This window comes from Mesorhizobium sp. 10J20-29, assembly GCF_054130485.1.
Genome location: NZ_CP199156.1, coordinates 1051356 through 1063313, shown reverse-complemented (window position 1 = coordinate 1063313; position 11958 = coordinate 1051356). Strand labels below are relative to the sequence as shown.

Here is an 11958-nt window from a genome sequence, read left to right as displayed (position 1 = left end):
CGTCTTGGCGCCGCTCGCGCAAGTCGGAGGGTCATCTTGGGAGGAAATCAGATGAATCGACTCATCGCTACGCTTGGAATGGCCGTGGCAGGCGCAACGCTGCTGACATCGCCTTTGGCCGCGCAGGAATACCCCTATCGCGACATTACTAACGCCGTTGTCTGGGGCGCCGGTGGCGGCACCGACTCGATCAACCGCATGATCATGGCGGAGATGGAGAAGGAACTGCCTGTCTCGATCACCGTCAACAATGTGACCGGCGGTGTCGCCGGTTCGAACGGCATGGTCTACGTGCTCAACCAGCCCGCCGACGGCTATACGCTCGCCGGTATTTCGGAATCGAATGTGACCGCAGCCGTGCAGGGTGGCTGGGACAAGAAGTTCGACGTCTGGTACCCGTTCATCGTCGGTGGTTCGCCGGACCTGATCTCGGTCAACGCGAACTCGAAATACAAGACGCTCGCCGAACTGATCGAGGCGGCCAAGGCCAATCCGGGCACCATCCCGGCGGCCGCCTCCGGCTCGGGTTCGATCCACCATCTGAACCTGCTCGCGCTTGAGGAAGGCACCGGCGCGAAGTTCAAATTCGTGCCCTATGGCGGTTCGGGTCCAGCACAGGAGGCTGCGGTTTCGGGCGAAGTGGAAGTCATCGTCACCTCGCTGGCCGAACAGCAGGGTCTCATCAAGGGCTCGCAGATCAGGCCGCTGGCCATGCTGGTGCCTGAAAAGGGCGACCTCGACGGTATGGAAATTCCATCCGCCTTCGATGACTACGGCGATCTTTCGAAGTACCTGCCGCTAAAGCAGGCCATCGGCTTTGCCGTTCTGGCGACGGCGCCCGATGACGCCAAGAAGGCGCTGAGCGATGCCTTTGCAAAGGCAATGCAGTCTGCCACCGTGAAAGAGTGGGCCGCGAAGAACTACTACGACCTGTCCGGCCTGTCGGGTGACGAAGCGAGCGCGGCCTTCGCCAAGCTCGAGAGCAATTTCGCCTGGACGCTCAAGGAGCTCGGTGCAACGGCCGTCGATCCGGAAACGCTTGGAATATCCAAGCCCTGATCGCGGGCCAGGATGCACCGTCGTTGGCTCGGAATTTATCCGGGCCAACGTTTTCGGGAGATGACATTGTCCGACAAGGCCCGCCTCCGGCGACAGGATTTCTGGACTTCGATCGCACTGATTGCAGCCAGCATCTTCTTTCTTGCCAAGACAGCCCAGATTCCCTTCTTCAAGGCGGACGCTGCCGGCGTCGAGGCCGGCAAATGGTACAACTCGGCGGCGCTGGTTCCCTACGGCATCTTCGCCGGCATCCTGGTGCTGGCGATTGCTCTTCTGGTCACCGCGATCAGGCAGGGCGGGCTGCCGCAGCGCGGCCTGCCTGCAGCCGTCGCCGCCTGGGCCACGAGCATGGCCGGAACGCGCATGTTGGCCGCGGCAGCAATCATGCTGGCCTACATCTTCGCGCTCGTGCCGCGGGTGGATTTCGTCATTGCCAGCGCTCTCGTGGTCTGTGCCCTGATCTACGGTTTCCACGAGACGCGGGGCAGGGCCACCGCCATTGCGCTCATCTCCGTCGGCATCCCTTCAGGCTACGCATTGATCGCCAACTTTCCGCAATCGGCCTGGAGTGTGCCGCACGACGATGACTGGGTGACGCTGGCCTTCTTCATTCTTCTGTCGATCGTCATGATGTTCGAGGTGCGCTCCGCCAACGGACGCATCGGGGGGTATCTCAGGGCCGCGCCGGCAATCGCCTTCCTGGTGCCGCTCCTGCTGGTCATCGCCATGGCCTTCGGGTTCCGCCAGAACGTGCCCAACCGCACCGGGCTGATCTTCAAGCAGATCGAGTACCACTACTATGTCACGCTGAAGCCCTGGCTTGCCGGAAAGGATGCCAGGTGATGTTTGACTTTGCCGTCGGCCAGTTCGCCAATTTCGGCCTGATCCTTTTCGAGCTGGCAAGCGACCCGATCACCTATGTCTATCTGTTTGGCTCGGTCGCGCTCGGCATCGTTTTCGGCGCCTTGCCGGGCCTGACCGCGACACTCGCGGTCACGATCCTGACGGGCTTCTTCGGCAACAAGTTTCCGGTCGAGCAATCCCTGATCGCGCTCATCGGCGCCTATGTCGGGGCGATCTATGGCGGCTCCTATCCGTCGATCCTGCTCAACATTCCGGGCACCGCCGCATCCGCGGCTACCGCAATGGACGGTTATCCGCTGGCTCAGAAGGGACGCGGCGGCGAAGCCCTTGGCCTGACCACCACCTCATCCTTCATAGGCACGCTGATCGGTACGTTCTGCCTGCTGATCTTCGTGTGGGTGCTGATGGCGCTGGCAAAGCAGATTGCTTCGCCAGAGAAGGCGTTGCTCGCTCTTTTCGGGATCCTGGTGTCCGGAACGCTGATGAGTTCGGATCTCGTCATCAAGGGCTGGATCGCGGGATTGATCGGATTGGCCATGGCGATGGTCGGGCTCGATCCGATCCTGTCGGAGCAGCGCTACATCTTCGGCTGGTCGTATCTGATGAGCGGTTTTCAGGTCGTGCCCGTGCTGATGGGCTGCTTCGCCATCCCGCAAATCCTGTTCGGGCTGCAGAACGGCCCGCTGACGGGCAATCCGGCACTGGTGGGGCGCATCCTCCCGAACTGGCGCACCATCGGCCGGAACATGCCGACCATTGCCCGGTCCGGTGCCATCGGCGTCGGCATAGGCGCCCTGCCGGGAGTGGGCGAGGACGTCGCGGGCTGGGTCTCCTACGGGGTCGGGAAAAGTGTCTCCAAGGAACCCGGCCTGTTCGGAAAGGGCTCGCTGGAAGGGCTGCTTTCCAGCGAGACCGCCAACAATGCCTGCATCGGCGGCGCGCTGATCCCGCTGCTGGTCCTGGGCATTCCCGGATCGCCGCCGGCGGCCGCGCTGCTCGGCGCGCTGATGATCAACAACGTCACTCCCGGCCCGACGATCGATCCGATGCTGATCATCCGTATCGTTGCGATACTGCTGATGGCTTCGCTGACCATGCTGGTGCTCGGACTGTTCATGGCGCGCATCTTCATCACGGTGCTGAAGTTGCCGCAGACCATCTTCTTGCCGGTCGTGCTGGTGCTGACGACCATCGGCTCGTTCTCCGTCGGCGGCGGAACCAACGATCTGTTCCTCATGATCGTTGTCGGCATCGTGTCCTACGCGCTGATCCGGATGGAGTATCCGATCGCGCCGCTGGTGATCGGCGTCATTCTGGGGGGACTGTTTGATGAAACCTTCAGGCGTTCGCTGCTGGTTTCCGACGGCGATCTTTCGACATTCGTCACACGCCCCGGCGCCGCCGTCCTGGTCGGACTGAACCTGCTTCTCATACTGTCGCAAATACCCATGGTGAAACGCGCCTTGCGCAGACTGACGTCGAGAAGCGCCGTCGCGGCAGCACCACGCACCACCCCTGAAAGCAACGAGGCCTGACCCATGTACTGCGTGACCGTCCTGTTCGACGTGCAACCGGAGCACGCGGATGATTTTGCCCATCGCGTCGCACGGCAGGCTGCGGATTCACTCGAAAAGGAGGTGCGGTGCCACGTGTTCGACGTCTGGACGTCGCCGGACAGGCCAAATTCGACCTATCTTTATGAGATCTACGCAGATCGAGAAGCCTTCGACGAACATCTGAAGTCGGAGCACTTCATTGCCTTCGATCGTGCGGTTGCACCCTGGGTGGTTGAAAAGAAGGTCGTAACCTGGGAACGCAAATCATGAGCCGACTCAAGCAGACCGACCTCTTTCCGGGCGGGCCCGGAGTCTCGCGCCTTTGCCTCGGCACGATGATGTTCGGCGACCAGACGGAAGAAGCCGAGGCATCGAGAATCGTCGAGTCATTCGCCGAGGCCGGCGGCACATTTGTCGATACGGCGGATTCCTACGCCGGATCGCGCTCGGAAACGATGCTCGGACTGGTGCTCGGGGGCGACCGCGACCGCTTTGTCCTGGCAACCAAGGTCGGAAATCCGGTCGCGGGTGTCGAGGGATCGGGCGGGCTGTCGGGCGCATGGGTCAAGCGTGCAGCAAGCATGTCCCTCGATCGTCTGAAGACGGATCGCATCGACGTCTACTACCTGCACCTCGATGACAATCGCACGCCGCTTGCCGAAACCATCGCTGCACTTGGCGAACTGATTGCTTCGGGCATGATCGGGTATTGGGGTTTTTCGAACTTTCGCCCCTGGAAGGTCGCCGAGATGATCCGGGTGGCGGATGAACTCGGTGTTCCGCGGCCCGTGGTCGCGCAGCCCTACTATCACATGCTCAACCGTACGGCGGAGGCGGACACCATTCCGGCCTGCCGCCATTTCGGCATCGGTGTCGTCCCCTATTCGCCACTCGGGCGTGGCGTTCTGACCGGCAAGTATCGAGAGGGCACGCCGGAAGGCTCGCGCGCGATGCGCGGCGACAAGCGCATTCTCGAGACCGAATTCCATGCCGATACCCTGGCGCTGGCGGCGAAGGCCGCGAATTTCGCCGAACAGCGCGCCCGCTCGCCATCCGGACTTGCACTGCAATGGGTGCTGGCAAATGATGCCGTATCGAGCGTGCTCATCGGGCCCAAGACTGTCGAGCAACTGGATGCCTATGTAAGTGCCGCTCATGAACCGTATGATGCGGACGACGAGGCGTTCCTGTCCGCTCTCTGCACGCCGGGAACGACGCCGGTACCCGGTCACCAGGATCCACGCTATCCGGCCGATGGACGGCGTGTGAGCATATAGGCGAGCCAGCGATGGAAGAAGTCTACGAGGTCTACGCGCTCAGATATGCCGACCGCAATGCGCGGACCCGTGCCGACTCCTACCTGTTCGACGACGATCACGCTTCGCCGCATGCGATGGACTATTTCGTCTGGGTGATCCGCAACGACAACCGGACTGTCATCGTCGACACGGGCTATGACGAGCACGAGGGGAACCAGCGCGGCCGGCCGATCCTGCGCGACCCGGTCGCCTGCCTGGCCGATTTCGGGATCGATGCTGAAACAGTCGAGACGGTCATCGTCACGCACCTGCATTACGACCATGCCGGATCGCTCGACCGGTTTCCCGGCGCCATGTTCCATCTGCAGGTGGCCGAAATGGCTTTCGCAACCGGGCCCTGCATGTGCCACGACGTGCTGCGCATGCCGTTCTCCGCCGAGCATGTCTGCTCCATGGTGCGCAAGGTTTATTCCGGCAAGGTCGTGTTCCATGATGGCGCATCCGCAGTGGCGCCGGGTGTCGAGGTTCACGCCATAGGGGGGCATTCGCGCGGCCTGCAATGCGTGCGGGTGAAGACAGCGCGCGGCTGGATGGTGCTCGCATCCGATGCCTCCCATTATTACGAGAACTACATGGCCAAGAAGCTCTTCCCGATCGTGGTCGATCCGCAGGCGATGCTGGAAGGGTTCGATACATTGCCAAGGCTGGCAAGCGGTCCCGAACTTGTCATTCCGGGGCACGATCCGCTGGTCCGCAAGCTGTTCCCGGCCGTGCGAGGCGGCGACGGTGGAGCCTCGATCCACCGCCTCGATGCCGAGCCTGCCTGCGACTTCAATGAAACTGTCGGGATCAAGCGGCGATGATTCTCGGCTGCATCGGTGACGATTTCACGGGGTCGTCCGACCTCGCCAACACGCTTGCCAAGGCCGGAATGCGGACGGTCCAGTATAGCGGTGTTCCGGAAGGCGATGCGGGGGAAAACGTCGAGGCCGGCGTCATCGCGCTGAAGTCGCGCACCATCGCGGCCGCCGAGGCCGTCGCGCTTTCGCTCGAGGCGCTTGCCTGGCTCAAAGCGCAGGGCTGCCGGCAGTTCTACTTCAAGTACTGCTCGACATTCGATTCCACCGATGAGGGCAACATCGGGCCGGTGGCCGAAGCGCTCGCCGACGCGCTTGGCGCCGAGACCGTGATCGTCTGTCCGGCCTTCCCCGCAACCGGGAGAACGCTGTTTCAGGGGCATCTCTTCGTCGGCGACAGGTTGCTCTCAGAGAGCGGCATGGAAAACCATCCGCTGACGCCGATGCGCCACGCCGACATCAGACGCGTTCTGGCAAGGCAGTCGAAATCGACGGTCGGTCACGTGCCCTATGCGCTTGTCGCGAAGGGTGTCGGGGCGATCGTCGAAGAACTCGCCCGGCAGAAGGCGAAGGGCAATCGGCTGGTGGTGGTTGACGCCGTCCGCGACGAAGACCTCCTGACACTTGGCGCCGCCGCTGCCGGATTGCCTCTCGTAACGGGCGGGTCCGGTGCCGCGATGGGGCTGCCTGCAAATTTCGCGGCAGGCGGCTTGACCAGGGGCAATCATCCGACATGGCGGGGCGCTTCCGGTCCTGCGCTGGCGCTTGCCGGTTCGGTATCTCTGGCGACTCGCCGGCAGGTCGAGCATCACCGAACTGCGGGCGAACCGCTGTGGGAGCTCAATGCGGACGATGTCGTTGCCCGCCGGGTCGGAGCCGAAACACTGGTCGCTTGGCTGCTCGACGAGAAAGGCACGCCGCTGATCTACTCCTCGACCGATCCGCAGACGGTTGCCGTTGCACAGGAGAGATATGGCAAGGAAGTTGTGTCGGCGGCCATCGAAGGACTGTTTGCCGAGACTGCGGCACTGGCCGTCGCACGCGGCGTTCGCAGGCTGGTCAGTGCCGGTGGCGAGACGTCGGGCGCCATCGTCACGCGGCTTGGCGTGGCCGCTCTGGAAATTGGTCCCGAGATCGATCCTGGCGTGCCGGCGATGAAGACGTCCAAGCCGGAGATTGCACTTGCTCTCAAGTCGGGCAACTTCGGGTCCGACGATTTCTTCGCCAAGGCCGCACGCATGCTGGGAGAAGGCCAATGAGCGAAGAATCCAGGCAGCGCGAGGCGATCTGCCTGTTCGCCAGATCGATGTTCGACCGGGGTCTGACGCATGGCTCCAGCGGCAACATCTCGGTGCGCCTTTCGGACGGTTCGGTGCTGATGACGCCCACGGGCTCATCGCTCGGCCGGCTCGACCCGGCGAGACTGTCGAAGCTCGATGCCGGTTTCCGCCATCTCGACGGCGACCGCCCGACCAAGGAAATTCCGCTGCACAGCGCCTTTTACGAAAGCCGTGGCAACACCGGTGCCGTCGTTCACCTGCACAGCACCCACTCGGTTGCGCTGTCGGTGCTGAGCGACACCGATCCGGAGGATGTGCTGCCGCCGCTGACCGCCTATTCGGTGATGCAACTCGGGAAAGTGAAACTGCTGCCCTATTTCATGCCGGGCGATGCCGGCATGGGGGATGCCGTGCGCGGACTGGCGGGGAAGCGGTCGGCCGTCCTGCTTGCCAATCACGGGCCCGTAGTGGCGGGCGCGGAGCTGGCAGCGACCGTCAATGCGATGGAGGAGCTTGAGGCGACCGCCAGGCTTGCACTCCTGCTGCGCGGCATGCCGGTCAGACTGTTGTCGCTGGAAGAGATCGGGCGGCTGGAGATTCGCTCTTAGTTCAGATCATCGCTTGGTTGCAGTTCAATTGCCTCGTTGCGTAGATTACTCGTTAATCAAAGCGACTAGTAAGTCCGCTATCAAGAATCCTATTCTCGAAGCTGCCAGTCCGTTGCCGGCCCCGCCCCGGTCATTGCGCTCAGCGCCAACAAACACACAACGAGCGCCTGACGCTCTGAGGTCACTTGAGCCATAGGATTTTTCGAGGCCCGCGCGTCGCAAGCCCTCGATGTATCTAGCGCGATCTTCATCTCGGATCATTGGATAGTATTTCTCAATCCACGCCAAGCTGATGTCAGGTTGCAAACGCCTGCATGCGGCGAGGCCCTGCCCGGCTAACTCCAGATCACCCGCCAGGCCAGCGGCGGCTGTCCCTGCGGTCGAGGAGTTGAACGAGGCCTTGCAGCGCAATCCTAATTTCGCCTTTGCGCGGATGATACTTGGCTGCGCCTATGGCTATGCCGGATTGGCAGACGAAGGTCTCCGACAGACCCGGCCGGATCGCAACAATGCATCTCCAGATGCCGGAGTCGGCGACGCCCATGATCGCCACTGTCGGGCCGCGGGCGGTGATCTTACTTAAAGCAGACCGAATGAACGGCTGCCAAAATACTTTGGAGAGACCTTGGACCATCAAACCGTAACGATCGACAATACCGCCGCTGCTGTCTTCGACTTCGTCTCGAGGCTGCCCAACTCACCGAAGTAGAAAAATCCTTTGAGCGCGCTGATGACTAGACCGCTGACTTGGTTATGATCAAGCTTGATCCAAGTGTGGTCGTAGGCTTGTCAGCTATACGCCAGAGCGTTCGCAAACGCATTCTCGAATGCGGCGAGCGGCGACGGTCAGCCGACGATCCGCCCAACGCCACGATCATCTCGATCGCGGCGACCTTGAACTCGGCAAAATAGCTTTCGGTCGCGTCCGACCAGCAGGCATTCGTAGCCTCGGTCGTTCGCCTCGCGCATCGACGTCTGGACGCAGAACTCGGTTGTGACTCCGGCGAACACTAGCTGGGTTAGGCCGCGCGCCGGCAGCGTTTCCTGCACGCCGGTCGCCCAGAACATGCCCTTGCCAGGCTTGTGATGACAGTTTCGCCGCGGATGGGCGCGAGCTCGGGAAGGATATGGTTGCCGGGCTGGTCGGCGACGAGGATCCGGCCCGGCGGCACCCCTTTCGTCGATGCGCAGACCCGCCAATGCGCTTTGTACCTTGGCGGATCGCCTGTTAGCCTACGCAAGATGGCCTATGTCACGTCTTTGTTCGCACGGAAGATGGTCGCCGCCGCCGGCGACGCCATCGATGGCGCGGCCATGTTGCGCGACACCGGAATCGATCCCGATGGCCTCTGGGATCCGAAGGCGATGATCTCGGACGTGGCGTATTATGATTTGCTCGAACGCATCGCGGCACGCGTCGACGTGACCGACCTGCCTGTCCGCACCGGAGCCTCAATGCGGCTCGACGAATACGGCGCGCTTGGCCTCGCCTTCAAGGCGGCGACAACGCTGGGCGCCTCCTATTCGCGGGTCGAGCGGTATGCCCGTCTCTGGACGCGCGTAGTGGAGTATGAGTTGCGCCCCGATCCGCGCGGTACGCTCTTCATCCTGCATCGCTCGGGCCAGCGGCGTCTGGGCATGCGGTTGTCGAACGAGGCGACGTTGGCGAGCGCCGTTTCGATCGCCCGGCAGGTCAGCACGGTGCCTGTGGCCCCGCTGGAAGTTCTGTTTCGGCATTCCGCCCCGAAATCGGTGACCGCACACGAGGAATGGTTCGACAGTCCCGTTAGGTTCGGTGCGGATATCGACGGTATCCTTTTCTCGTCCGAGACACTGGCACATCCGAACATCCTGGGGGATGCCGGAATATCCAGCTACTTGATGACCCATCTCGACAATGAGCTCTTGGAGATTGCCGACGAGGCGCCACTTGTTGCCGAGACGAAGGATGCCATCGCGCAGGCGCTCAGCGAGGGCGCTCCAAAGATGTCCGACATCGCACGCGGCCTCGGACTTAGCGAGCGGTCGTTCCACCGACGACTCTCGGAACACGGGGTGAGCTTCCAGACCCTGACCGAGGAGACCCGTCGCGATCTGGCCGAGGGGCTCCTGCGTGACGAGGCCCACTCGCTGGTCGAGATCGCCTTCCTGACGGGATTCGCTGAGCAGAGCTCTTTCACCCGGGCCTTCAAGCGATGGGTCGGCGTGACCCCTGCGAGCTACCGCAAAGAACGCTCGGGCCGCTGATCCGCTCTGGCGGCGGCGGTCAAAACGATGGCGAACCCGGTCAATACCGGCACCGGGCCCGTCTCCTATCCCTTGGCTGTCAACTCGAACCAGGGGAGAGACCTATGCAACCAAATCCAATCCTTGTTATCGGTGCCACAGGCAAGACCGGGGCCCGCGTCGCCGCCAAGCTTGAGGCAAAGGGCCTTCCCGTTCGCCGCGGCTCGCGCAACTCGGCTACCCCGTTCGACTGGGATGCACCCGAGACCTGGGTGTACGCCCTGACCGGCGCCCGAGCGGCCTATGTCACCTACTTCCCCGATCTCGCCTTTCCCGGCGCCGTCGAGAAGCTTGAGTCCCTCGTCGAGACGGCTAAGGATGTCGGCGTCGAACACCTCGTACTGCTGTCGGGCCGGGGCGAGCATCACGCCCGGGAGGGTGAGGAGGTAGTGCGCGGCTCAGGTGTTGACTTCACCCTTGTCCGGGCCGCCTGGTTCGCTCAGAATTTCTCCGAGGGTTACCTGCGCGATCCGATCCTCGCCGGCGTGCTGCCGATGCCGGGCGGCGACATCGCGGAGCCGATCATCGACATCGACGACATTGCCGAAGTGGCAGTAGCGGCGCTGACAGAAGGGAGCCACAGGGGCAAACTCTATGAGGTGACCGGACCGCGCCTGATGACCTTCGCCCAGATGGCAGAGACGCTCAGCGAGGCCATCGGCCGAACGATCCGCCACATCCCAATCAGCTTCGAGGATTTCCACGCGAATGTCGCGGCGGCGGGCGGCGATTTCGTGGCCGATGTCTTTACCGCCATCGCCCGCGAGACGCTCGATGGCCGCAACGCCCACACGACCGACGGCGTCATGCAGGCCGTCGGCCGTCCGCCGCGAGACTTCAGGAGCTTCGCCCGGGATGCATCCAAAGCGGGTGCATGGCCGACCGCCTCGTGATTTCGAGTCCCACTTGGATCGGAAAGGACCACCATGACCTTCACCCAGAATTTAGCGCTCGGCGTGAGCGGCATCACCGCGCTCGGCATTGGCGCCCTTATCATGACCGTTCCGCAAGCTTTCTACGCAAGCTACGGGATCGCGCTGGACCCTGATCCTGACCTCCTGAGCGAACTGCGCGCGCCAGGTGCCGGTCTTGCCGCCTTCGGAGCGGTGATGCTGTCCGGCATCGTCAAGTCATCACTTAGGCAGATCGCGTTCGTGGCGGCGCTGACCGTCTTCCTTGCATTCCCGGCGGGGCGTGTGGTCGGCGCTGTAATCGACGGCATGCCGTCGAGCGGCATCATCGGCGCGCTGGCTCTGGAACTCGCGATCGCTATGTTGTGCCTTCTTGCCTTCCGGCGAGGCACGGATTCTAGCGCCACCGACGTCGATGCACGCTGACCGCCACCCAATGCGGCAGGATGGAGGTCGTGGCGCCCTTCACGTCGACGGACTGGAAGCAGACGTCTTACGGCGAGACAATCCGGCAAACGCGGAGACACCCGTCCTCGCTGATCAGGCCTTAGCTCCATCCGGCTTCGGGCACGGTTTCGGGAGTGGTTATTCGCGTCGTAATCGCCGAGCAACGAAATGTCGGATGACGTCCTGTCAGTTTAACGAAAGGAGAGGTGCTTAAGTCCATGATGGTCCAGGTCGAGTGGATATTTCCGCCCTGCTAGGTGTCCGCTCACCCCCATTTGAAACCGTAAAGCCGCCAGTCCGCTACGCGGCCCCATAGCTGCCGTGCCGCTGCGCGCCCGAAAAACTTCACTCAGGCAAACTTTGCCCGGATCCCGACGCAGGAAATTCATAGCGACGTCTTCGTCTGGATGCTTCAGTCGCCAGCCAAGATGCCAACTTCGAGCGCGGCAACGACAAACGCGCGCCTCGCGAAGGGAGTATGCGCACTGCCTTGGATCGCTCCCAAGCATGCAACCATGGCTTCCTTGCGCTTGGCTGTCTCGCGGGGAAACTCCCTAAGAAGAATCCTAGCCGCAGCGCTGACATCGACGACTATCCGGTCGTTCCCGCCTGATCGAATTATGACCGGCCGCGCGAAGCGTTTCGACTTGTCAATCAGCCCACTCATGATGCTTCCCCAAGCATCGCCAACTGAGCATGGAAACGGGGACCCAACAAGCAGTCCTCCATCCATGACTGTGGACAATTCTGAAACGAAATCTCACCGGAAGACGTCGGGAGGAGTATGCAGGGCAGCTTGATGCCTTGGCTGGTTCCAAGGCCAAGAGCAGT

General features: G+C 62.4%; 12 protein-coding genes and 1 pseudogene. 11 read left to right on the top strand and 2 right to left on the bottom strand.

Translation table 11 applies throughout. The features are described 5' to 3' along the window. The first annotated feature begins 51 nt into the window (after positions 1–51). From ACT2BZ_RS05180 to otnC, 8 genes are all read left to right on the top strand, one after another. The gene (locus tag ACT2BZ_RS05180) at positions 52–1059 is read left to right on the top strand and encodes a Bug family tripartite tricarboxylate transporter substrate binding protein (protein ID WP_457939784.1); all 1008 of its coding nucleotides are present in this window, start codon (positions 52–54) and stop codon (positions 1057–1059) included. A 66-nt stretch (positions 1060–1125) separates the two neighbouring features. After that, positions 1126–1902, top strand: a complete 777-nt coding sequence (locus tag ACT2BZ_RS05175) for a hypothetical protein (RefSeq protein WP_457939783.1) — start codon at positions 1126–1128, stop codon at positions 1900–1902. Further along, the gene (locus ACT2BZ_RS05170; protein ID WP_457939782.1) at positions 1902–3458 is read left to right on the top strand and encodes a tripartite tricarboxylate transporter permease; all 1557 of its coding nucleotides are present in this window, start codon (positions 1902–1904) and stop codon (positions 3456–3458) included. Before ACT2BZ_RS05175 ends, ACT2BZ_RS05170 begins: the two co-directional genes overlap by 1 nt. A 3-nt stretch (positions 3459–3461) precedes the next feature. Next, positions 3462–3749 (top strand): putative quinol monooxygenase, encoded by a 288-nt coding sequence (locus ACT2BZ_RS05165; protein WP_457939781.1) that lies wholly within the window; start codon positions 3462–3464, stop codon positions 3747–3749. Continuing rightward, complete coding sequence (locus ACT2BZ_RS05160; RefSeq protein WP_457939780.1) at positions 3746–4756, top strand: aldo/keto reductase; 1011 nt, start codon at positions 3746–3748, stop codon at positions 4754–4756. The genes ACT2BZ_RS05165 and ACT2BZ_RS05160 overlap by 4 nt, the downstream gene beginning before the upstream one ends. Before the next feature lie 11 nt (positions 4757–4767). After that, positions 4768–5601, top strand: a complete 834-nt coding sequence (locus ACT2BZ_RS05155; protein ID WP_457939779.1) for an N-acyl homoserine lactonase family protein — start codon at positions 4768–4770, stop codon at positions 5599–5601. After that, entirely contained in the window at positions 5598–6854 is a 1257-nt protein-coding gene (gene otnK / locus ACT2BZ_RS05150; protein WP_457939778.1) for a 3-oxo-tetronate kinase, read from the top strand. Before ACT2BZ_RS05155 ends, otnK begins: the two co-directional genes overlap by 4 nt. Continuing rightward, positions 6851–7483: a 3-oxo-tetronate 4-phosphate decarboxylase gene (otnC, locus tag ACT2BZ_RS05145; protein WP_457939777.1), complete on the top strand. Its 633-nt coding sequence runs from the start codon at positions 6851–6853 to the stop codon at positions 7481–7483. The genes otnK and otnC overlap by 4 nt, the downstream gene beginning before the upstream one ends. Positions 7484–8217: 734 nt before the next feature. Here otnC and ACT2BZ_RS05140 read toward each other — a convergent pair. Then, a pseudogene (locus ACT2BZ_RS05140) lies at positions 8218–8652 on the bottom strand (cysteine hydrolase family protein); the annotation flags it as partial. Here ACT2BZ_RS05140 and ACT2BZ_RS05135 point away from each other — a divergent pair. The 3 genes from ACT2BZ_RS05135 (at position 8615) to ACT2BZ_RS05125 (ending at position 11106) form a co-directional block, all read left to right on the top strand. Further along, entirely contained in the window at positions 8615–9730 is a 1116-nt protein-coding gene (locus ACT2BZ_RS05135; protein ID WP_457939776.1) for an AraC family transcriptional regulator, read from the top strand. The pseudogene ACT2BZ_RS05140 and the gene ACT2BZ_RS05135 sit on opposite strands and share 38 nt — an antisense overlap. Before the next feature lie 104 nt (positions 9731–9834). Then, positions 9835–10662 (top strand): NmrA family transcriptional regulator, encoded by an 828-nt coding sequence (locus ACT2BZ_RS05130; protein ID WP_457939775.1) that lies wholly within the window; start codon positions 9835–9837, stop codon positions 10660–10662. 33 nt (positions 10663–10695) lie between these two features. Continuing rightward, a complete protein-coding gene (locus ACT2BZ_RS05125) occupies positions 10696–11106 on the top strand; it encodes a DUF4345 domain-containing protein (RefSeq protein ID WP_457939774.1) in 411 nt (136 codons plus the stop codon). A 433-nt stretch (positions 11107–11539) separates the two neighbouring features. Here ACT2BZ_RS05125 and ACT2BZ_RS05120 read toward each other — a convergent pair whose 3' ends face one another. Beyond that, on the bottom strand, positions 11540–11794 hold the full coding sequence (locus ACT2BZ_RS05120; protein ID WP_457939393.1) for a DUF982 domain-containing protein: 255 nt from the start codon (positions 11792–11794) through the stop codon (positions 11540–11542). Between the last annotated feature and the right edge of the window lie 164 nt (positions 11795–11958).